Here is a 21,563-nt window from a genome sequence, read left to right as displayed (position 1 = left end):
GATTCCAACCTCATGAACCAATCAGTCTCGGGTTGCGGGAGGAGTCCATATACGACTTGTTATAGCCGTGGCTCAAAATAAGAGATAGCCTTTCTCATGCCCGGCTTCTTGATCTGGAACGCGGGCACTAGGTACGTAAATATGTTCAAGTCCTCGGCAAGTTGGTGGAGAACGTCATCGAGATCCTTTTCCTCTCCGTTCTCAATAGAGTCATATACCTCCTTTCTGCTTTCGCTAAGAATTAGGACTAGAAACACGAACTTATACTTCAGCCGATACAAATAGCCCTGACCAATAGCATCTTTAAGACCACCGTAACGAATGAACTTCATTTCGACGGCAATGCCATTCTCTCCAAGAGTCATATCCGGCCGGTGCTTCTTTCCGAACGCATAAACACTCTGAACGGATACTCCCTTTTTAATCTGAGTCACGACTTCCTCGTTATACTGCTCCTCCGTTGCCATCAACGTTGTCGCAAAACCACGCTCAAACGCGTTTTCCGTGTTACCTGTAGTCGCAAATGGAAATCGCATAATCTGCTTGTGCAGAAGGTTTGCGTCATCCCAAATCCGACCTCTTCGAACTCCCCTCTCGAATCCCATATTTTCTCCGTCTTGTTTGGGCTATAGAATGGCGAAAGTGGGTCATAGCGACTATTACGGCAATTTCGCCCCTTAATCTGCGCGCCGTGCTGATCACCAGGCCTATCATCCTGATTCTTCCCTCGATTTCCGCTTGCGGCGTTGCATGCCATGCGGCGAAACAGTCGGGTAGCATCAGATGACATGGCGGAACATGACGCAGCGCGCCATCTGACTCGGGTACTGGGCCGAGAGAAAACGACAATATCTGGACGGATGGTGCCGCCAACGCCATGGGTGTATAACGGATCGTGACTGCCCACGATCGCCCTCCTCTTTCAATCCAACTTCCGACCCTGCCCCTTCCCAAGTAGGGCCGGAAGAGATTTGAGGCTAGCACAAGTTTATTGGGTGGCGCTAGCGTGGGTTCTTCGTATTCGGGCGTCGGAGGCTTTGGAGGGAAGGTCCCGGCTCAAGGCCGGGACGACGCTTTGTTTAGCGCTGGATCTTGGATGCCAGGATGTCGACGCCGCGTCGGATTTCATCAGGCGGCGCTGCGGTGAAGCACATCCGCACGTGCTGATTATAGGGCCCGAAGCTCGGTCCCGGGGCAACCAGGACGCCGGCTTCGGCGAGGTCGCCGAGGAAGCCGTCCAGGCCGCGCTCGTCAAGTGCGTGGGATACGTCCGGGAACAGGAAGGTGCTGCCTTTCGGTCCTGGAAGACCGAGCGCTTCGGCGGCTTCGCGGCCGAGTTGGGCGTACTTCTCTCGTGCGTTGGCCACCCACTCGTCGGCGGCGCCGTTGAGGGCGTTGAGTGCTGCGAGTTGCGAGGCCGAGCAGGCAGAGTAGTTGATGTTGGTCATGATGCGCTTGACGGCATCGATGGCCTCGTTGGGGCCGGCCAGGTAGCCGCAGCGGTTGCCGGCCATGCCGTAGGCTTTCGAGAAGCTGTGGACCGAGATGGTGTTGTCCGGCGAGACGGTGCGCGTGTAGGCGTGCTCGCCCTCGTAGACGTAGTCTTCGTAGACGTCGTCGGAGAAGATCCACAGGTCGTTTTTTCTGGCCCACTGGCTCATGGCCTCGAGCCAGTCGCGCGGCAGTAGTCGGCCGGTGGGGTTGTGCGGGGTGTTCCAGTAGACGGCGACGGTCTTGTCGGTTCGGTATTGTTCCAGTCGCTCGACGGCGGCTTCGGCCGTCTCGACCTCGGTCATCATCGGCACGTCGACCGGCGTGGCGCCGAAAGCGCGCACGCTGCCGGCGATCAGCGGCCAGTAGGGCGCGACCAGCAGCACTTCCTCGCCGGGCGAGACCAGCGCGCCGACGACGGCGGCCAGGCCGGCCGTGGCACCGCCGGTGACGACGACCTGCCCGCGCTCGGTCTCGATGCCCGTGCGCTCGCCGTGGACTTCGGCGATGCGATCGCGTAGCTGCGGATAACCCGGCACGGGCGAGTAGCGGTGCATGCCCGGGTGGTCCTCGACGGTGAGATCCTGCATCCGGCAGCCTTCGGCCGGCTCCATCCAGGTGTCGCCGATGTGCAGCGGCACGGGGGGCTTGCCGGAGGCGGGCTTTTTCTTGAGGCCGGAATAGACCGAGCCTTTGACGCCTTGCGCGGACTCGGCGATTCTGGGAAATCGGGGCATGTTCGTCGATCGCGATTGAAACCGATCTACAGGTTACACGCTACCTGCTGCGCCATACGACCCCCGTCGGTTCTCGCTCGGGAAGCCTTTCAGGCGCCCTTGTTCGAATCATCCCACGCCATGGGCTCCCAGAGCTCCACCTTGTTGTTGTCCGGGTCCATGATCCAGGCGAACTTGCCGTTTTCGTGCGTCTCGGGACCACCGACGATCTCCACCCCGGCCGCCCGCAGTTGCTCGAGCATCTCGTCGAGGTCGTCCACCCGGTAGTTGATCATCAGGGGCGATTGGCTGGGACTGAACCAGTCGCTGTCCGGGGCCGCCAGGCACCAGACGGTCAGCCCGCCGTCGTCGGCGCGATCGTTGCGCCAATCGAGAATCGCGCCGCCCCATTCCTCCAGTTTCATTCCCAGGTGTTTCTCGTACCAGGCGGCCAGCGCCTTGCTGTCCGTCGCGCTCTTGAAGAAGACTCCGCCGATTCCGGTCACCTTTGCCATTCAAAAACCTCCCGTTGATTCATTGAGTCCGCTGCCGAAAGCAAAGTCCGGCTTCAGTCCGCCCCGGCGGCAGGGTGATGCCGGGATCGCAGCAGTTCGGCGATGGCGAAGCCGACCAGCAGCCAGAAGCCGCCGACCAGGATACCGGCCGCCACGTCGCTGGCATAGTGCACGCTCAGGAACATGCGGCTGAAGCCGATGAGCACGATCAGGAACGCCGACCAGAACACGATTTCGAAGCGCCGCCGGGCGGTGACCGCCTCGCGCGAGAGCACGTAGGCGACAAAGCCGTAGACGGCAATCGCGCTGGTGGCATGGCCGCTGGGAAACGACGGCGTGGCGGCCACGACCTCGGTCAGGAACTCGGGCCGCGATCGATCGAGGGCGTACTTGCCGGCGTAGGTCGTCAACTGCGAGCCCAGCACGACCACCCAGAGCGGCATCACCAGGTAGCCGTGGCGAAGCGCCCAGAGCAGGCCGGTGGTGACGGCCGCCACGGCGACAATCGTGGCTGCATCGGCCCAGTGGGTAATGAAGGCGAACACCTCCACGAGCCGGTCCGTTCGGATAGGGTCCAGGGCGCTGTTGATCATGCCGTCGATCATGACCAACTCGTCGGACTCGAGCAGCTCGTCGACCAGGCCGCCCAGCAGGGCGGCCAGATAGACGGCGGCCAGAACGATCAGCGTGAGCGCCAGCCCGGTGAATTCCCGCGGGTTCAGGCGCGCTTCGATGAAGGCGGCTGCGCGTGGAAAGTTGCGGGCCAGGCTTGCCCGGGCCGAACCCAAGCGTTTACCCAGGTTTCCCGAAGTCGCGGCCTTGCCCGCCCTGGCAACCAAGTGGCTCGTGCTCCTGAACGACAACCAGGCCAGCCAGCGGCCGATGAACACAACGACAAGCAACGCGGCCAGGAAAAGCAGGTCTATGAGCAAGCCGAACTCCCGCGATCACGGAACGAAGCCTGCAGCGCCACGCAGACGACGAGAACGGCCTTGAGGATTCGGATCGCCATGCTTTCCCTCCCTTCCAGACACGGAATCGACAGCTTTCCCTCGCCTCGACTATACTCCGCCGACCGCTGGTGAGCCAGGCCGGCCGCCTGGCCACCGCATGCCGCGACCACACCCGAAAAGACCGCCATGAAACCCTCGATCCTGCTCGGCACCGCCACCATTCCCGACACCAACAAGCAGATGATGCTTTACCAGCACGAGGTGAAGTTCTCGATCACCATTCCCGGCCGGGGCGAGCTGATGAACAGCCGCGTCAACGGCTCGGAGAAGGCGCTGGCCGAGCTGACCTGCGAGCGCATCAAGGGCCGCAAGAACGCGCGCCTGCTGATCGGCGGGCTGGGCATGGGCTTCACGCTGGCCTCGGCGCTGGAAGCAAGCGGGCCCGATGCGGAAGTGGTGGTCGCCGAGCTGGTGCCGGAGGTGGTCGACTGGAATCGCGACTTCATGGGGGAACCGGCCGGGCATCCGTTGTCGGACGAGCGCACGACCGTCTACATCGGCGACGTCAGCGACCTGATCAAGAAACCGGAGAGCGGCTTCGACGCCATCATGATGGACGTCGACAACGGGCCCGAGGCGCTCATCCGTCGCGAGAACGACTGGATCTATTCGGCCGCCGGCCTGTCGGCCATCGCGAAGTCACTGCGACCCGGCGGCGTGCTGTCGGTGTGGTCGGCCGGCCCCGACCGATTGTTCGTCAAGCGCATGAAGGAAGCCGGCTTCCGCGTCGACGAACGGGTCGTGCGCCCCCACCGCAAGGGCAAGGGGGCACGCCACTTCATCTGGTTCGGGACGAAACACTCTTAGAGCGTTTCGCACCACTCTTCACCGGGTCATGCTCCGGTGGAGCAGTTCGATCCAGCGATCCGCGGGAATGAAACCGCCGCCCCACTGCTCGTCGTACTCGGCGGTGATGCCGGCCTCCTGGATTTCTTCCAGGGTCATGCCTTCGTCGATGGCCTCTTCGAGCCGATCTTCCACCGTCGTGAGCATGTCGTGATAGGCGAGCAACTTTTCGCGATCGATCAGCGGACCGTGGCCCGGGATGATGACGGTTTCGCCGTCGGCCAGTTCGGCGATCCGCTCGACGGCCGAAATCGTGCCCGCCAGGCTGCCGCCGGAATCGACGTCGACGAAGGGATACAGGCCGTAGAAGACGGTATCGCCGGCGTGGATGACGTTGGCATCCGGCAGGTGAACCACCGAATCTCCGTCGGTATGGGCATGCGGCACGTGGAAGCTGCGAATCTCGTGCTCGCCGAGGTGAAAGGAGATCGAGTCGTTGAAGGTCACCACGGGCAACGCGCCATCGGGCGAGGCCGGCGTGGTGCGGCCGAAGAATTCGTTGACCTGTTCGCTCGACATGCGCTCGCGCACGTTCTCGTGGGCGACGACCAGGGCGCCCTCGCCGGCCATGTTCTCGTTGCCGCCGGTGTGATCGCCGTGCCAGTGCGTGTTGAGCACGAACTTCACGGGCTGGTCGGTCACCGAACGCACCGCCTCTAGGATCTTGTCGGTCAGGGGTGCGTACTGGTCGTCGATCAGGAAAGCGCCGTCTTCGGTCACCACCAGGCCGATGTTGCCGCCTCGGCCGGTCAGCATGTGCACATCACTTCCGAGCGATTCGACGCCGATCTCGACGTCTTCCATCGACTGGGCAAAGACCGAGTTCGCGGCCAGGAGCATGGCAGCGCAAAGGCCGCCGTTCATGACATTTCTGAACATGGAATCACTCTCCTCAAAAAACTTGAACTGGAGCATAGCAAGCCCCTGTGACCCGACCGTCGACCGGACGAGCCGTGCGAGCGGACCACGAACAGCTTCATCCCCCGTCTTGACGGAGCTTTTCGCGTAGCGCCCGGGCCCGAACCAGCAACGGATGGTCCGCAACCGCGCCGACGGCGTCGAGGCGTGCAAGCGACGTTTCGACCAGCCCCCGCGCCGCCGCAGGGTCACCGGCAGCCAGTTGCTCGGCCCGGGCGAGCTCGAGCCGAGCAACCCGCGAGAGGTCCCCTCGGCCGCTGCGCGCACGCTCGATCAAGGCCTGGCTGATCCCTGCGCCTCGCGGCTCGTCGGCACATGCGGCTTCGGCTTCCGCCAGCGATACGGATTCGCCCGCCTCCAGCACTTCCCGGGCTTGCTCGAGCGGCTGGCGGGCCGCTTCACGGCGACCCGCCTCACAGCGGTAGCGCGCGAGGTCGGCGCGCGCTTCGGCGATCCGCCCAGGCGGCGCTTCCTGGCCGGTGCTCATCCGCTCGATGGCGGTTTCGATGCGCTCTTCGGCGCCCTTGAAACGCTGGGCGTCGCCGTAGAGCTCGGCCAGGTAGTAGTGGATGAAGAAGTCCTCGTCGACCGATTCGAGATCGAGCACGCGGCGCCACTCCTCGGCGCTTTGCACAATCAGGGTTTCGGCCTCGTCGAAACGCCCCTGCCAGCGCCGCAGGTCGGCCAGGCCGGTCAGACTGGTCGCGCGCGTGCCCTGCGGCAGGTCCTCGAATGGCTCGAGCAGTGCCAGCACTTCGCGGTAGCGCTCCTCGGCGCGAGTGTAGTCTCCGAGGCGGGCATGGAGCCCGGCCAGGTTGACCAGGGTGGTCGCCAGCGACAGCGGGCTGGGCTCGGACTGGGCCCGCTTGAGCCGCAGCACCTCTTCGAAGCGCTCGACGGCGCGCTCGGGCCGACCGTTTCGTCCGGCGACGACCGCCAGGTCGCCGGCCAGGCGAAGCTGCAGGTCGTCGGCGTCGTCGCGCTGGCGGGCGGCGTGCTGAACTTCGGTCAGAACGGCCTCTGCGCGATCGAGTTGCTCGCGACGCATATAAAGCCGGCCCAGGTCACGCTGCATTTCCAGGCGTTCGATGGCCTGCGGGTCGTGTCGCTCGAGCAGCGCCGTGGCGCGCTCCAGCGAAGATTCCATGTCCTCGAAGCGATTGCGCTCCCGGTTCCGGTCGACATCCAGCATGGCCAGGCGGATGGCCAGCTCGGGGTGCGTTTCGAAATCGACCAGGCCGCGCGCTTCAGCGATCAGGCCATCGGCCTCGTCGAGCTGCTTCCTGGCGATGAGGATACCGGCCAGGGTCAGCAGCAGGTCGGCGCGCAGTTCGGGCGAGCCGCTGGCGGGATGGCGGGCGCGTTCGATGCCGCGGTCGACCAGTTGGCGGGTGGTCGGCATCCGGTCGGGCGGCAGGTCGGGAATTTCGGCCTCGAACAGGTCGAGCAGGAAGCGATTGACGGATTCCGCCCGCGCCTGGGCTGCCTGCGCGGATTGCGCATTGCGCTCGGCCAGCTCGGCGGCCTGGCGCGCCTTGTCGGCCTGCCACAACGCCAGGCCGGTGCCGCTGAGCAAAGCGACAGCGGCCAGCAGCCCGGCCGTTGCCAGGGAGCGATGGCGACCGATCCAGCGGCCGAAGCGGTAAGCAGCGCCACCGCGGCGGGCGATGACCGGGAAGCCCTGGGACCAGCGATCGAGGTCGTCCAGCAGGGCCTCGACGCTGCGGTAGCGCTCGTCGGGATCCGGGGCCAGGGCGCGGTCGACGACGGCATCAAGATCGGCATCGCCCGATTTGCTGGACCGAGCTGCCGCGTCGCCTGCCTCCACCTGCTCGCGACCGCTGAGCAGGCGTGTCTGCTCCGGCGCCGAACGGATCCCACGCCCGTTGAGCAGGCGAAAAAGCAGCGCTCCCAGCGCGAAAACGTCGTCGGGAATCGACGGCGCCTGGCCGCCCAGGCGCTCCGGCGAGGCGTAACCCGGCGAACACCAGCGGCCGGCCGAACCGGCGCCCGGGTCTTTCGCCGAATCGGCCATACGGGAGGCGATGCCGAAATCGAGGAGTCGGGCCCGCCCGTGTTCGTCCACGAGGACATTGGCCGGCTTGATGTCGCCATGGGCCACCAGGGCCCGATGGCAGTGAGAAACGGCCTCGGCCACCTGCCGAAACAAGTCGAGACGCATATCGAGCGACGGGCGATGCCCATCGCACCAGGCGTCGAGGGGCTCGCCTTCGACGAATTCCATCGCCAGCCAGGCCACGCCGTCGTCGCGAACACCGCCGTCGACTAGTCGGGCAATGCCCGGGTGCTCGAGCCCTGCAAGCGTGCGGACCTCCTGTTCGATCAGCGCCTGGGCGGTAGCGCCGACCGCCTCCGGGGCGAGCACTTTGATGGCCACGCGCATATCGAACCGACCGTCCGCGCGCTCACCTTCGAGCACCACGCCCATGCCGCCGCGGCCCACCATCCTTCGTGCACGCCAGGGCCCGAACTGCTGTCCGGACATTTCTTCCAGGCCGGGTGTACCGCCGGTGCCGGCCAGGCCGCGCGCCAAGTCGTCGACCCGACGGTCGATGATCATGGAGCGGTCGGCGTCGTGGGCTTCGAGCAGCTCGTCGAGCCAGCGGCGCACGGGCTCCGGGATGGTGCGACGCGCCATGATCCTTTCACGTTCGTCGGCCGTGCGCTCGGCGAGCTCGTCGAAAAGACTGGCGGCTTGCGCCCAGACTGCCTGGCGTTCCGTCACGATGCGAGGCGGGTACGCAGGAAGGCCCGCGCCCGCGCCCAGTCGCGCGCGGCGCTGCGGCGGGAGGTATCCATGAGTTCGGCGGCCTCCTCAAGCGTGGCGCCGCCGAAGAAGCGCAGCACCACGATCTCGGCGCCGCGAGGGTCCAGCGCCTCGAGTTCACCCAGGGCGTCCTCGAGCGCGAGCACGTCGTCGGCCGCTCCGTGATCCGTGCCCGGCAGAAGTTCTTCGAACAGGGGTAGTTCCATGGCACGGTCGCGCTTTTCAGCCCCGCGGTAACGGGCGTAGTCGACCAGCAGTTGCCGCATGGCCAGCGCCGCGGTCTTGAGGTAATGCATTCGGTCGTTGGCAGCAGCATTGGTCTGCTCGAGCTTGAGCCAGGCTTCGTTGACCAGGGCCGTCGTGTTCATGGTCTGCTGTGGATTGGCCGACCGGGCGTTGCGCGCGGCCTGGCGCAACTGGCGGTAGACCTGGACGAAGTACTCGTCCCGGGCCCGGGCCGTCGAAGACTCCACTCGAGTTTCCCGCTCCGCGTTCGCCATGTCCATGTCCGAATGAACCGGCCAGGATCGGCCGACTGTGCTCTTGTTCACAGGATTCTCTGCCGATTTGGCACGGAAAGCAAACCCGGGTCGTTAGAAATCCCGAACCCGGCTCGAATTCGGGCGCGGTCTGGCTAACCAACTGATTTCAAAGGACTCGCATCATGAACAAGTGGATTCTCCTGCCAACGCTCTGCCTGATGGCCGTTTCGTTCCCGGCCGTCGCGATCGACGGCGTCATCGAAATGAACGACGACTGCGCCGCCTTCGGCTGCTTCACCGGAGACGACCCCGGCTATCCGATCACCATTACCGCTTCGGGCAGCTATCGCCTGACCTCCGACCTGACGACCGGCAGCGTGAACACCACGCTCGTCCAGGTCACCGCCGACTCGGTCTCGATCGATCTCAACGGCTTCTCCGTGGCCGGACCGGTCACGTGCTCGGGATCCAGCGTGAGCTGCTCGGCGAGCGGCAGCGGCTACGGCATCGACGCCAACGGCCGCGAGAACATCACCATTCGCAACGGCACGGTCCGCGGCGTGGGCAACGACGGCATTCGTGTCTGCCGCGGCGCACGCCTGGCCGACCTGATCGCGGCCGAGAACGGCGACCGCGGCATCGATGCGCAGTGTCCGGGCGCCCGGCTCACGAACATTGCGGCAAGAGAGAACGGCGGCAACGGCATCTCGCTGGGCTTCGGCACCAGCTACCTGACCGACAGCACCGTCTACAACAACGGCGGCCAGGGTGTGTTCGGCGGCTACTGCGGCAACGTCCTGATGGGCGGCAACGACGGCGGCAACAGCTGCGTGGCAATCGCCCCGAACCGCTGCGACACCGCCACCGACTGCGACTGAGGGTGGAATCGGACATGCGCTCATACCTGACCCTCGCGATTCCGATCACGCTGCTTATGCTTGCTTGGAGCCCGCTCCAGGCGCAAACGCCCCTGAAAACCGTCTACGTCTCCGCCGATGTGTATGCCCGGACTTACAAGGACGAAACCCAAACCGGGATGTGGGCGGGCACCGACAAGCACGTCTTCATCTGGAACGCCTCGGGCGAAAACGACCAGGAATCGGGCTTCTTCAACAACCCGACCATGGATGCGACCGACGTGACGGGCTATCACCGGGAACCGCGCCGCTACGTGCTCGACACCGCCCGCAACATCGACGGCGTGCTGGTCCGCCCCGGCGATGTCGCTGCGGTGACGAGCTTTCTGTCCGATCCGACCATCGTCTTCGACGGTCGCGCCAACGGCGTGCCCGACGGCGTCCGGATCGACGCAGTTTCCCTCGACCCGGACAGCGGCGACCTGGTGCTTTCTTTCGATCGCAGCTTCGCCGCGGGCGCCCTGTTCCGGAAAAGCGACCTGGTGCGCTGGAACGGCGTGAGCTTCCAGCACTTCTTCCAGGGCGACGGGCTGCCGGACGCCGCCGACATCAACGGCGCCCACGTCCTGAACTCGGGCGGCATCCTGATGACCTTCGAAAGCGGCATCACCGTGCCCGGCCAGGGCGGGCCCTTGTACGTCCGCGACGACGAAGTCGTGGAGTACGATCCGGACAACGGCTGGTTCGTCGCGACCGCGGTCGATCTCAACGAACATCCCGACTGGATCCAGGCAGGCTTCGACGCGCTTGCCGCGATCGAAGGCGGAGACGCCCTGTTCGCCGATCGTTTCGAGGAGTGAGCCGTCCAGCCGGGAGCGGTCGCCGCTCCCGGCCGTTCACGCCCGCTCCAGGCCGGCCGTATAATTGAACCTTCATTCGGCCGTCACTTTCCGAGCATGTTGCGTACCCTATTCGTCCTGCTGACGCTGGCGACAGCGTCAGCCCACGCCGCGAATCCCGCCCCGGCCAGCCCGGATTTCGCCGAAATGGACCGGCAATTCCGAACCATGCTCGAGGCCAGGCGCGTGCCGGGTGCGGCCTGGGCAATCGTGCGCGAAGGGCGGATCGTGCACGCTGCAGGCCATGGAGTGCGATCGCTCGACGACCAGCGCGCGGTCACGCCCGAGACCGCGTTTCGCGTCGCCTCGGTTTCCAAGACCTTCGCGGCACAGCTCACCGGCCAGCTCGTGTCCGAGGGCGCATTGCACTGGAACGACCCCGTCAGACGCTACGTGCCGGAGTTCACCCTGGCCCGCCCGGAGCACGCGCAAAGGCTGACCCTGGAACACCTGCTCGGCCAGTCGGCCGGCATCGTGCCCAACGCCTACGACAACCTGCTCAATGCCGGTAGGAGCCTCGACCAGATCCTGCCGCAGTTCGGGCGCGTCGAACCGATGTGCCCGCCGGGCGAGTGCTACACCTACCAGAACGTGCTCTTCTCATTGGTCGAACCCGCCATCGAGGCCAGCACCGGCCGCAGCTACCCCGAACTGCTGCGCGAGCGCGTCTTTCAACCCCTTCAAATGCAGCAGGCCTCGGTCGGCTTCGACGAATTCATGGCCAGCGACAATCGCGCCGCACCGCACGTCAAGGTCAACCGCTGGCGTTGGGTGCCGACCGAAGTCAACGAGAACTACTACCGCGTGGCCCCGGCCGCCGGAGTCAATGCCAGCGCGCTGGACCTGGGTCAGTGGCTGATCGCGAATATGGGCTACCGCCCGGATGTCGTGCACCCGGAACTGGTCCGCGACCTGACGCGAAAGCGCGTCTACACGGCCCGCGAAATGCGGCGAAAGGGTTGGCGCGACCTGCTGAACGCCGCCCACTACGGCCTCGGCTGGCGCATTTACAGCATCGACGGACACGACCTCGTCACCCACAGCGGCTGGGTGCGCGGCTTCGTGGCCCAGATCGGCTACTCGCGCGAACACGACACGGGCCTGGCCCTGCTCCTCAACGCCGAAAGCGGCGCCATCAACGACCTGTCGATTCATTTCTGGGAGCAGATCATGACACGGCCGCCTCACTTCAGGGATCAATCAACGGCACGCAGCAGCGACAACAGGACGACGGCCGCGAAGACCGCAGCCGTCGTCAGCCCCGACTGACGAGCTCACCCGTCAGTCTTCTTCCCCTTCGTAGGCCACGAAGGTGGCCACGAACACGGCGGTTCCCCCGGATTCGAGGTTGCGCACGATGATCAGGATCGACGCGGGCAGGTTGAGCAGCCCTTCCGCGTCATAGACGCTGGCGAAGCCTTCGGGGTAGTTGAGCTGCCGGCAGCCCGGCGTGGTCACGAGGATGCAACCGCTGGTCACGCCCATCGGGATCGAGTTGGCGTCGTCCCAGGCCGCCTCCAGCGCGCTGGCGTTGTCGAGCTGCGTCTGGATGGCGTCGATCGCGGTGTTGACGTCCTTGATGCTGCCCGCGCTGGACAAGCCCGAAGCGGCGCCGGCCGCGGCGTCGAACAGGCTGGGGCCGATCATGGTCACGGCGTTGTTGGGGCTGAGCGTCGGGTCGAAACCGAAACCCTCGATGACCGAGTTTGGAATGTGGAAGGCGTGGAAGCTCTGGCTGGCGCCGCTGATGATGCCGGCGATGGCGCCGGCGTTGGCGTACTCCTGGAGCAGGTCGGCGGCGATGACCGTGCCCATGGCCCAGGCCACCTCGCCCAGGTAAGGCAGGTAGGTGTCTTTCATGATGTCGGTGCGGATCCGCACCGCGCTCATCAGGCTGGGCAGCGTGAAGCGCGAGGCCGCCCCCGCCCCGATCCAGCCCTCGTCACGCAGCGACTGCCGCACGGCCCGGATGTCGGCGACCAGGACGCGCGGGGCGAAGGTGCCGAGCAGTGCCGTGATCGAGGGCGAGGCGCGCAGCACGCCGACGACCGAAGGGGACAACGCCGCTCGCGCACCGGCAGCGGCCAGCAATTCCTGATTGAGCTCCTCGAGCACCGCATCGGGCACATTGCCCGCTCGCATGACCTCGTCGATCACCTGGAGTTGCTCGACCAGCTCAAGGCTTGCGGCGGCGTAGGCATTGTCATGGATCGATGGCGCGAGCCCGCCGGAAATGGCCTGAGCGGGCGTGGGCGGCATACCGCCTTCGGGCGCGATGGCGGTCATGGTGCGCAGGCGGCGAAGGTCGATGGCGGATTCCAGAGCGCCCAGCTGCGCATCGAGCGACACCACCGCGCCCTGGTCGGCAGCTTCCACCGCCTCGATCAGCGCAGTCATCAACTGCGCGAAGGCCGCCTGCTGTCGCGTGAAATCGGAATAGACCCCGCCGCCCGGACCGTCGCTGACCGGCGGCAGCACGGCCGCCGCGGCGCTGACCGTCTCGGGCTGGCCGAGATCGAAGGCGGCCTGCACGACGAACGCGCCGCGGCTGTCGGCAGACGTCTCGACGCTGCTGCCGGACAGGCTCGGCGGCGTGCCCAGCAGTTCATCGGATTCGAAGTCCAGGCTCAGGGTGACCGCCGGCTGCGGATCGAGCGGCGTGCCGTCGACGTCGCGCACCTCGACGCTGACCCCAGCGCTGCCGCCGGAGACGATCAGCGGCGGGTCGACGTCGATGACCGCACGCGGGCCGCCCGAGACGACGATCGCCACGTCGGAACCCGGTGACACCCGGGCGTTGGGCGGCGGATCCTGCTGCTTCACGACGCCGCGCGGCACCCGCGGATCATTGACCCATTCCAAAGGAAAGGCGTCCAGGCCGGCGTCGAACAGCCGGGCCTGGGCGTCGCCGATATCCAGGCCGACCAGCCGCGGAACGCTGACGGGTACCGGGCCGCGCGAGACCTCCACGGTCACGCCGGCGCCGGCGGCAGTCGAGGTGCCGGCCGGCGGCGACTGGGCCGCCACCTCGCCGATCGCCACCGTGTCGCTGAACACGTCACGGAGCGGGTCGGCACGCAGCGAGACCGACTCGAGCGCCGCGAGCGCCGCGGCCTCGGAGAGGCCGGTCAGCACCGGCACCGTGACGGGCTCGACGACGTCGATGACGAAGTTCTGGTAGGCCGGTGTTCCGAGCGTGTCGGTCACAGAAATCACCACCGGGTGGGGCCCGATGTCGCCCGTGCCGGGGATCCAGGTCACGCGGCCGTTGCCGTCGACGCTCATCGCCGGCGGCCCCGCCGCGATCGCGAACTGCAGCAGTTCGCCGGGGTCGGCGTCGACCGCGAGGACCGGATAGACGTATTCGAAGCCGGGCGACGCCAGCCGTGGCGGGGTCGAGAGTATGCGCGGCGGACTGTTCGGAGGCAGAACCTCGATGGTGACCTCGGCCACGTTCGAGTCCAGCTCGCCGTCGTTGGCGCGGTAGGTGAACGCGTCGGTCGACTCGATCCGATCTTCGGGCAGGCGTTGATTGATCATGGCCTGGTTCAGGCCCGGCAGCAGCCAGTGCGGCGGCTCTTGTGCCGGGATGGTCAGGTCGTCGTTGACGTTGGTGACGTGGTAGCGGTGTTCGTTCCAGATCGATCGCATCGGCGCCCAGTCGTCGGTCGGGCTCTCCCAAATGCTCAGCGCGGTGTCGAAGCCGAACGAGAACCCGCCGGGCACCACCAGCTCCGAGGCTCCGTCGGCGTCGATATCGGCAAATACCGGGATAGTGTGATCACCGGGCCGGGGATTGTTCATCGGCAGCTGCAGCTTCTCGGTGCCGTCTCGACCGTCCCAGACGTAGAGGTTGGACGACTCGTCGATGAACAGGACCTCGACGAAGCCGTCGCGGTCCATGTCGAAGACCGTCGCACCCATGGAGACCGTGGTCACCGACTTGCTCCACTTGACCGCCCCGTCGCGGCCATCGAGGACCTCGAATTCGTTGACGTCATGGGGCAAGGGATGCAGCACGTCGGCGTACCCGTCGGCATCGACGTCGGCGATCGAGATCGGCGCGGTATTGAAACCATAAGGTCGCGCGACCTCCCAAGGAACTCCCGCGGATGTCATCAGATCCGTCCCGTCGTGGTTCCACGCAACGATGTTGCCGGGACTCGACGGGCCGCCGCGTGTTCGCACCAGCTCGGGATAGGGGTCGTCGTCGAGGTTGGCGACCAGCGGGAAGGTGGTCGCCCAGGCGTGCCCGAAGTTGTCGACACGCTTCCACAGCATTTCGCCGTCGTGGGACCAGGCAACGTTGCCGACCACGATCTCCGGGTCGCCGTCGAGATCCAGGTCGACGACGGTGACACGGGTCGGCGCGGCGTCGGCGACCGTGGTGCCGGGTTCGTGGACGACCTCAAGCGTCAGGCCCTCGTGGTCGAAGACGTGGTAGCCCGCGGGGCCGAAATCGGGGGCGACGAGAATCTCCGGCAGGCCGTCCTGGTCGATATCCGCGACGGTGATCGCGGCGCTGGTCAGCTCGCGGTTGCTCCGCCACGCCCCGTCCAGGTAGAAAATCCCCGGCAGATCCTCGCTGATCCATTTGAGCTGGCCGTCGTGCTCGAAGGCGTAGATCCGCAGCGCAGAGGTCGGCGAAGCATCGGCCTCGCCACCGATGACCAGGATTTCGGGGCGGCCGTCGAGGTCGATGTCAGCCAGCGCCGGCTTGCTGGTCCGGTCGAGCTGCCTGCCGGGCAGGGTCACCACCCACTCCTCGAGTCCCGTGATGCCGTCGATCGCGATCAGGAAGCCGGTACAGCATCCGCTGCCGTCGGCGATGATCAGTTCGGACTGCGGGTCGTCGTCGAGATTGCCGATCAGCGGGGTCCAGGTAGACGACCCGTTGCCTCGCTCGTAGGACAGGGTCTCGACCAGGCCGATCGTGCCCACCGGCACGTCGGGCGTGTAGTCGAACCCGCCGTCGGCGGAGAGCGTCAGCGTACCGCGCAGGGGCGAATCGACCAGCAGTGCGGAAAGGGGGTCGGAGTTCGGATCGTCATCGTTGCCAAGCAGCCCCGGCGCGGCAACTTCGAGCGTGTCGCCCCGCTCGACCCGGAACCCGGAATCGTCGACCGCGATCGGCGCCCGGTTGAGATCGACCAGGACTTCGAAATCGGCCGTGTCGGCAAACCCGAGCGGGTCGGCCACTTCGACCGACACCGCGTGCGCGCCGAGCTGCGGCAGCGCCGGTGTCCAGTCGATCCGGCCGCTGACGGCGTCGATGGTCATGCCGGCGGGGGCGGCGAGCAGGCGCCAGGCCAGGACGGGGTCGTCGGGATCGCTGGCGACAGGCTGCACCTGCAGCGCCACGCCGGGCCTTGCGCCACGGTCGTCGATGGAGGCCAGCACCGGCGGCGCATTCCCGGCAACGACCGTGATCGTCAACGACTCCGTGTCGAACCGCCCCCCGTCATCGGTGGCTCGAACGGTGACGGCCGCCGAACCGATATCGCCGGCCTGGGGCAGCCACTCGACCAGCCCGCTGCCGGCCTGGATGCTCATGCCCGCGGGCGCTGCATCGAGCGAGAAGCTCAGCTGGTCGCCGGGGTCCGGGTCGCTCGCGTCGACGATGAACGACACCGGCTCGTCGGCGAGCACCGTGCGGTCGGCCAGCGCGGCGATCAGCGGCGCCGCGTTGGGGTCGATCACCGACACGCAGAAGGTATGGCGATTGCGCCGCTGATCGGTGTCGGTGACCAGCACGGTCGCCGAGATGGTCCCGACCTGGAGTTCGTTCGGCGCCCAGGTGACCACGCCGGTCGCCGGGTCGATGGTCATGCCCGGCGGCCCCTTCAGCAGCCTGAACTCGAGCCCGGCCTGGGACACCGGTGTGCTGGTGTCGATGTCGAAACTCAGCAGGTTGTCGACCGTCAGCGCCTGGTCGAAGACCGGGTGGAACTGCGGCAGCTCGGCCGGGTCCTGGAAGCGGTCGACCATCAGCACGCAGCGCTGCTCGATCTGGGCCCAGGAAGGCGCTGCGAAGAGAAGGCCCAGGGCAAGCATAAAGGCGGTTCGTGTCCGGGTGCGCATCTCAGCGGCCCTCCCGAATGCCCGCGGCCAGGGGATTGGCGGCGCGGAAGATGTCGCGCGCCCGATTCGTATCGCCGGGGACCAGATTGCTCGCGTCCGACTCGAACACGATCCAGGCGCCGTTGCCGGAGATGGCCGGTGCGGCGCTGTGTCCGTCGGACTCGCCGACAGCGGGCTGGCCGACGCGCACCGTCTGCCCGGTCACGCGATCGTGGACGAAGATATCGGCCCGGCCATTGGTGTCGCCGGGTACCAGGTTGGCGGCCAGCGAGCGGAAGGCGACGAATCGCCCGTCGTCGGAGATCGACGCTTCGCTGCTGTGGTGGTCCGCCTGCGTTCCGTCGGAGGCGACGCTCACACGAATCGTCGTGGCCGCCGTCCGATCGCGCACGAAGATGTCCCAGCGCCCGTTGTCGTCGCCGGCGACCAGGTCGCTGGCTTCCGAGCGGAACGCGACGATCACGGCGTCGGCCGAGACCGCGGGGTTGAAGCTCCCGCCGTTGCCGGCGAAGCCTGCGGGCGTGACGCTGACGAGCTCCAGCACACCGCTCACGGTGTTCTTCACCACGACGTCCGGGCGGCTGTTCGTGTCGCTGGCAAGCAGGTCGGAGTAGGTCATGAACGCAACCCGGGAGCCGTCGTGACTCAATGCCGGGCGCCGGCTGTCGGCGTCGAGCTCGTCACCGGTCGTCAGTCGGCTGACGCGACGCATCGACTCGACCGGCGAGGCGGCCCAGGCGTAGACGAAGACATCGTGGGCGAAGTTGTTGTCGTCGTCGGGCGGGGCGGCAGCCGGCGGGGACACGCTCTGGAACTCGCCCCGCGAGCGCAGCGCGAGGATTGCGCCGTCGCCGGACAGTACCGGCTCGAGCCGGGCCTGCCTTGGATAGGACGGATTGCCGGCGGAATTCTGAAGAAAGAGCAGGTAGCTATTGCTGTCCAGCTCGCGGTCGTAGAGTCCGGTCGACAGAATGGTCTGGTTTTCGTACGGGGTCTCGAACACCACGTAGCGCCCATCGCCCGACAGCGATGGACGCTGGCTGAAATTCACCGATTCCGAGCCGTCGGGCTGCCGGCTGGCAATGACGGTCGTTCCGGCGCCGAGATCTCGAACGAAGATATCGGACCACTGGTTCGTGTCGCCGGCGACCAGGTTCGATGCGTTGGACCGGAACGCAATGACGCTGCCATCGTCGGATATCGCGGCCTGGTAACTGTCGGCGTTGGCCTGGGAGCCTTCGCCGGCCACGCTGACGCGCTCGAGCTGGGCGTGGATCGGCGAAGTCATCGCCAGCAGGAGCCCAACGGCAAGTGCCTTGGCGGGCCAGACACACTTGGGAAAGTCGATTCGAAGCTTCACCGCTTGCATTCCCCTTGATTCTTGGATTCCGGTGACAGAAGCGCAAACGCGAAGCGTTTCGTGTCAAGGCATGGCGGTGAACACCGCCACGGCCGTGCTTGTGGGCCCTGCGGCGGCAGGCTAGACTGGCCGGCATCGTCCACTCGAGGGGCAGGCCGCAGGCCTGGAAATCGTGGCCGCACAAGCCGGTGACATCACGCAGGTTCTCAAGCGCTGGTCGCAGGGCGACCGCACGGCCGGCGACGAGTTGATGAACCGGGTCTACGCCCAGCTGCGACAGATCGCACAGATCCGGCTGTCCGGCGAGCGCCCCGATCACACCCTGCAACCCACCGCCCTGGTCCACGAAGCCTGGCTCAAGATCGTGCAGGGCGAGGCCGTGCCCTGGCAGGACCGCGTTCACTTCATCGCCGTGGCGGCGCGCGCCATGCGCCAGATCATCATCGACAACGGCCGGCGGCAACGCGCCTCCAAGCGGCAGATGCCCGATACACCCACGCTGCTGCTGCAGGCCGCCGGCCAGGCGGACCAGAGCGTCGACTTGATGGCACTCGACCAGGCCCTTGAACGCCTCGAAGCTCTGGACGAGCGTCAGGCTCGCGTGGTCGAACTGAGATACTTTGGCGGGCTGACGACCGACGAGATCGCCCAGGTCATGGATGTGTCCACCGCGACGATCAACCGCTGCTGGCGCGCGGCGCGGTCCTGGCTCTACCTCGAACTGGGCGCGCGGGCCGAGCCGGAGTCCGGCGCGTGAACGACACGCCGGAGAACAACCCGCTGCCGGCCGACCCCGAGGCTGCCGCGCTGCGTCTCCTGCCCGACTGTCTCGCCCAGCCCGAAGGCGAGCGCGAGCGCTGGCTGTCCCGCCGCTGCCCCGATCGTCCCGACGTACGGTCCCGCGTTGTCGAACTGCTGGCCGCCGAGCGCGAAAGCGTGAACTTTCTGGAAGAGGGGCCGGTCGTCACGATCGGGCCCGACCGCCGGGGCGAACGTCTCGGCCCCTGGCGGCTGGACGAGGAAATCGCCATCGGCGGCATGAGCCGCGTCTACCGGTCGCAGCGCGCCGACGGCGCCTATGACCAGGTTGCGGCTGTCAAGCTGTTCGACGCCGCCCACCTCGACCGCGACGCCGCCGGCCGCTTCGCCGCCGAACGCCGCATACTGGCGGCACTGGACCATCCAGGCATCGCACGCGTCATCGACGGCGGCGAGACAGAGGACGGCACGCCCTTCGTGGTGATGGAATATGTGCGGGGCGAACCGATCAACCGCTACTGCGAGCGCCATGGCGTCAGTCTTCCCGGTCGGCTGCAGTTGATTCAGTCCGTCTGCGATGCGCTCGAAGTCGCGCATCGGCGCGGCATCGTTCACCGCGACATCAAGGCCGGCAACGTCCTGATCGACGAGGCCGGACAGCCGAGGCTGATCGATTTCGGCATTGCCAAGATTCTCGAACACGCCGGACTCGAGCCGCTCGACCTGCCCCGCACTCGCGCCGGGGCGCAGATGCTGACGCCCGAGTACGCCAGCCCGGAACACCTGCGCGGCGAGTCCGTCTCGACGAGCAGCGATGTGTACTCGCTCGGCGTGCTGCTCTACGAGCTGGTCACCGGCACGCGACCGCACCAGGTGGCCGGGCTTTCGCCTGCGGAGATGGAACGCACGGTGTGCAGCACGATCCCGCTCGACCCGAGCACCCTGATCGCACGCCGCAAGTCCCCGCCGCCCGAAGGCCTGCGACCAGCCGGTCGTCTGAAGCGACAGCTACGTGGCGATATCGACCGCATCATCATGACGGCCATGCGCCTGGAAGCCGGCGATCGGTACCCGTCGGCCGGGGCGCTGGCCGAGGATATCGAGCGCCATCTCTCGGGCAAGGCGGTTCGCGCACGCGGCGCCTCCAAGCTCTACCGCGCAGGCCGGTTCGTGTCGCGCCACCGATTGGGGGTTGCAGCGGCCGCCGCGGTCTTCGTACTGCTCTCCGGTGCGCTGGTGGTCGTCGAACTCCAGCGCGACCGGGCGCGCAGTGAAGCCGAACGCGCCGAGGCGGCAACGCAGTTCCTCACCGAGATGATCCAGCGCGCCGATCCGTTCGAGAACGCCGACTCGCCATCGTTGGCGGGTGCGTTGAAGCTGGCCGTGGCCGATATCGGCAATCGTTTCGCCGACCAGCCCGCACTGGAAGCGGACATGCGCTACGCCATCGGCTATGCACTGCAGAACCTGGGCGAAGTGGAACCGGCCCGCGAGCAGCTCGAGCGCGCGCTGACCTTGCGTGAACGCGTGGGCGACGACGTGGACCGGGCCGAGGTGCACGACGGCCTGGCCATTGTGGCCTGGTGGGAAAGCGATTTCGATCGCGGCGCCGAGCACTTCGAGCACGCCCGCGCACTGCTGGAAGGAGAATCCGGAGAGCGCGCCGACATACTGCGCGTCAACGTCCTGGCCAACTGGGCGGCCATGCTGATCGACGCCGGCGACAACGTGCACAGCGAAACGCTCGCCGACCAGGCGCTGTCGCTGAGCGAACCGGTCGAAGGCGTCAGCCCGGAGACCCGGGCGGCGATCTGGTCGACGCTGGCCACCGCCCGCGACGGGCTGGGTCGCAGCGAGGAAGCGTTGGCCGCGTTCGAAGTCACGCTCGACATCCAGCGCGAGGCCACCGGGGAAATGCACCCCAGTTTCGCCATCGTCCTCAACAACCTGGCGCTGCTCTACTACAGCATGGACCGGCTCGAGGAAGCACTGGCGGCAATGGAACGCTCCGTTGCCATCCGTCGCGAAACGCTGGGTGAGTCGCACCCCCAGACGGCCACCGCGCTTTTCAACCTGGCACGCTTGCAGACGCTGGACGGCCAGCTCGAAGCGGCAGAGGAGAACGCCCGGCTGGCCCTGCAGGTCGCCGAGAACGGTTACGCAGCAGGCCACCCGAGGATCGGCAAGGCCCACGAGGCGCTTGCGATCGTCCTGCAAGGGTCGGGACGGGCCGATGAAGCCATGCAGCACGCCCGCGCCGCGCGGACCATCTATGCCGGCGCCGCCGGTGTCGACCCGGCCTGGATCGAGGCCATCGACGAGTTGATCGCCGAGTTGGCCGACCCCGGCGGCAGCGCGCCCGCTACTTGAGCGTGGCGCTGAGGGAGATTTCGGCGCCGGCGAGCACCTTCGAGACCGGACAGCCCTTCTTCGCTGCTTCGGCGTGCTGGTGGAACTCGTCTTGGCCGATGCCCGGCACGACGGCCTCGGTCACCAGCTCGATGCGCGGAATTGAGGGGCCGTCGTCGCCCATCTCCAGGTGCACCTTCGCCTCGGTTTCGACCGAATCGGGCGTGTGACCGGCCTCGGCCAGGATATTGGAAAGCGCCATCGAGAAGCAGCCGGCGTGCGCGGCGGCGATCAACTCTTCCGGGTTGCTGCCGGTGCCGGACTCGAAACGCGAACTGAACGAGTACTGCCCTTCCCAGGCACCACTCCCGAACGCCATGTGACCCTTGCCGGACTTGAGATCGCCCTGCCAGCGTGCATTGGCCTTCCGTACGGTCATGTTTCGACTCCTCGTTACTTGAATGAGTCTCCATTGTACGGGCCAGCCGT

Annotated in this window: 16 protein-coding genes; 6 read left to right on the top strand and 10 right to left on the bottom strand. The window is 66.6% G+C overall.

The window, feature by feature from the left end; genetic code table 11:
• Positions 1-59: 59 nt before the first annotated feature.
• The 4 genes from DZC52_RS15045 to DZC52_RS15030 all read right to left on the bottom strand — a co-directional run bounded on the left by DZC52_RS15045 (position 60) and on the right by DZC52_RS15030 (position 3,654).
• Positions 60-605: a hypothetical protein gene (locus DZC52_RS15045; RefSeq protein WP_116651970.1), complete on the bottom strand. Its 546-nt coding sequence runs from the start codon at positions 603-605 to the stop codon at positions 60-62.
• 474 nt (positions 606-1,079) lie between these two features.
• Positions 1,080-2,228 carry a pyridoxal phosphate-dependent aminotransferase gene (locus DZC52_RS15040; protein ID WP_116651969.1) on the bottom strand — a complete coding sequence of 383 codons (1,149 nt, stop codon included), beginning with the start codon at positions 2,226-2,228 and terminating at the stop codon, positions 1,080-1,082.
• An 89-nt stretch (positions 2,229-2,317) separates the two neighbouring features.
• A complete protein-coding gene (locus DZC52_RS15035) occupies positions 2,318-2,722 on the bottom strand; it encodes a VOC family protein (RefSeq protein WP_116651968.1) in 405 nt (134 codons plus the stop codon).
• A gap of 53 nt (positions 2,723-2,775) precedes the next feature.
• The gene (locus DZC52_RS15030) at positions 2,776-3,654 is read right to left on the bottom strand and encodes a phosphatase PAP2 family protein (protein ID WP_116651967.1); all 879 of its coding nucleotides are present in this window, start codon (positions 3,652-3,654) and stop codon (positions 2,776-2,778) included.
• Positions 3,655-3,861: 207 nt separating this feature from the next.
• On the opposite strand from DZC52_RS15030, the gene DZC52_RS15020 reads away from it, so the two are divergent.
• Positions 3,862-4,542 carry a spermidine synthase gene (locus DZC52_RS15020; protein WP_116651965.1) on the top strand — a complete coding sequence of 227 codons (681 nt, stop codon included), beginning with the start codon at positions 3,862-3,864 and terminating at the stop codon, positions 4,540-4,542.
• Positions 4,543-4,560: 18 nt separating this feature from the next.
• Here the strand turns inward: DZC52_RS15020 and DZC52_RS15015 are convergent, their stop codons facing one another.
• The 3 genes from DZC52_RS15015 to DZC52_RS15005 form a co-directional block, all read right to left on the bottom strand.
• On the bottom strand, positions 4,561-5,460 hold the full coding sequence (locus DZC52_RS15015) for an MBL fold metallo-hydrolase (protein WP_220338405.1): 900 nt from the start codon (positions 5,458-5,460) through the stop codon (positions 4,561-4,563).
• 97 nt (positions 5,461-5,557) lie between these two features.
• Positions 5,558-8,245 (bottom strand): serine/threonine-protein kinase, encoded by a 2,688-nt coding sequence (locus tag DZC52_RS15010; protein ID WP_116651963.1) that lies wholly within the window; start codon positions 8,243-8,245, stop codon positions 5,558-5,560.
• Positions 8,242-8,760 (bottom strand): ECF-type sigma factor, encoded by a 519-nt coding sequence (locus DZC52_RS15005; RefSeq protein ID WP_181918982.1) that lies wholly within the window; start codon positions 8,758-8,760, stop codon positions 8,242-8,244. The genes DZC52_RS15010 and DZC52_RS15005 overlap by 4 nt, the downstream gene beginning before the upstream one ends.
• A 191-nt stretch (positions 8,761-8,951) precedes the next feature.
• On the opposite strand from DZC52_RS15005, the gene DZC52_RS15000 reads away from it, so the two are divergent.
• From DZC52_RS15000 to DZC52_RS14990, 3 genes are all read left to right on the top strand, one after another.
• Positions 8,952-9,647 (top strand): right-handed parallel beta-helix repeat-containing protein, encoded by a 696-nt coding sequence (locus tag DZC52_RS15000; RefSeq protein ID WP_116651961.1) that lies wholly within the window; start codon positions 8,952-8,954, stop codon positions 9,645-9,647.
• A 14-nt stretch (positions 9,648-9,661) separates the two neighbouring features.
• Positions 9,662-10,486, top strand: a complete 825-nt coding sequence (locus DZC52_RS14995; protein ID WP_116651960.1) for a hypothetical protein — start codon at positions 9,662-9,664, stop codon at positions 10,484-10,486.
• A gap of 96 nt (positions 10,487-10,582) precedes the next feature.
• Positions 10,583-11,794 carry a serine hydrolase domain-containing protein gene (locus tag DZC52_RS14990; protein ID WP_116651959.1) on the top strand — a complete coding sequence of 404 codons (1,212 nt, stop codon included), beginning with the start codon at positions 10,583-10,585 and terminating at the stop codon, positions 11,792-11,794.
• A 12-nt stretch (positions 11,795-11,806) separates the two neighbouring features.
• On the opposite strand, the gene DZC52_RS14985 is transcribed toward DZC52_RS14990, so the two are convergent.
• Positions 11,807-16,579, bottom strand: coding sequence for a putative Ig domain-containing protein (locus DZC52_RS14985; protein ID WP_181918981.1), 4,773 nt, complete (start codon positions 16,577-16,579; stop codon positions 11,807-11,809).
• A 28-nt stretch (positions 16,580-16,607) separates the two neighbouring features.
• Entirely contained in the window at positions 16,608-17,966 is a 1,359-nt protein-coding gene (locus DZC52_RS14980) for a TolB-like translocation protein (RefSeq protein WP_181918980.1), read from the bottom strand.
• 172 nt (positions 17,967-18,138) lie between these two features.
• Between DZC52_RS14980 and DZC52_RS14975 the strand changes: the two genes are divergently transcribed.
• Positions 18,139-18,723 (top strand): ECF-type sigma factor, encoded by a 585-nt coding sequence (locus DZC52_RS14975; protein WP_116651956.1) that lies wholly within the window; start codon positions 18,139-18,141, stop codon positions 18,721-18,723.
• Positions 18,720-21,095, top strand: a complete 2,376-nt coding sequence (locus DZC52_RS14970; protein WP_116651955.1) for a serine/threonine-protein kinase — start codon at positions 18,720-18,722, stop codon at positions 21,093-21,095. The genes DZC52_RS14975 and DZC52_RS14970 overlap by 4 nt, the downstream gene beginning before the upstream one ends.
• Here the strand turns inward: DZC52_RS14970 and DZC52_RS14965 are convergent.
• Positions 21,088-21,513, bottom strand: a complete 426-nt coding sequence (locus DZC52_RS14965) for an OsmC family protein (protein ID WP_116651954.1) — start codon at positions 21,511-21,513, stop codon at positions 21,088-21,090. The two genes, DZC52_RS14970 and DZC52_RS14965, sit on opposite strands and share 8 nt — an antisense overlap.
• Positions 21,514-21,563 lie beyond the last annotated feature (50 nt).

It is taken from the genome of Wenzhouxiangella sediminis, from assembly GCF_003410055.1.
GTDB lineage: Bacteria > Pseudomonadota > Gammaproteobacteria > Xanthomonadales > Wenzhouxiangellaceae > Wenzhouxiangella > Wenzhouxiangella sediminis.
The sequence above is the reverse complement of the archived record's forward strand: the minus strand, read 5'-3'. Positions and strand labels throughout refer to the sequence as shown.

Excerpts from the sequence above, each read along its gene's own strand:
- DZC52_RS15035 (WP_116651968.1), bottom strand. The coding sequence starts at position 2,722 with ATGGCAAAGGTGACCGGAATCGGCGGAGTCTTCTTCAAGAGCGCGACG.
- DZC52_RS15045 (WP_116651970.1), bottom strand. The coding sequence starts at position 605 with ATGGGATTCGAGAGGGGAGTTCGAAGAGGTCGGATTTGGGATGACGCA.
- DZC52_RS14965 (WP_116651954.1), bottom strand. The coding sequence starts at position 21,513 with ATGACCGTACGGAAGGCCAATGCACGCTGGCAGGGCGATCTCAAGTCC.
- DZC52_RS15000 (WP_116651961.1), top strand. The coding sequence starts at position 8,952 with ATGAACAAGTGGATTCTCCTGCCAACGCTCTGCCTGATGGCCGTTTCG.
- DZC52_RS15040 (WP_116651969.1), bottom strand. The coding sequence starts at position 2,228 with ATGCCCCGATTTCCCAGAATCGCCGAGTCCGCGCAAGGCGTCAAAGGC.
- DZC52_RS14990 (WP_116651959.1), top strand. The coding sequence starts at position 10,583 with ATGTTGCGTACCCTATTCGTCCTGCTGACGCTGGCGACAGCGTCAGCC.
- DZC52_RS14985 (WP_181918981.1), bottom strand. The coding sequence starts at position 16,579 with ATGCTTGCCCTGGGCCTTCTCTTCGCAGCGCCTTCCTGGGCCCAGATC.
- DZC52_RS15015 (WP_220338405.1), bottom strand. The coding sequence starts at position 5,460 with ATGTTCAGAAATGTCATGAACGGCGGCCTTTGCGCTGCCATGCTCCTG.
- DZC52_RS15020 (WP_116651965.1), top strand. The coding sequence starts at position 3,862 with ATGAAACCCTCGATCCTGCTCGGCACCGCCACCATTCCCGACACCAAC.
- DZC52_RS14995 (WP_116651960.1), top strand. The coding sequence starts at position 9,662 with ATGCGCTCATACCTGACCCTCGCGATTCCGATCACGCTGCTTATGCTT.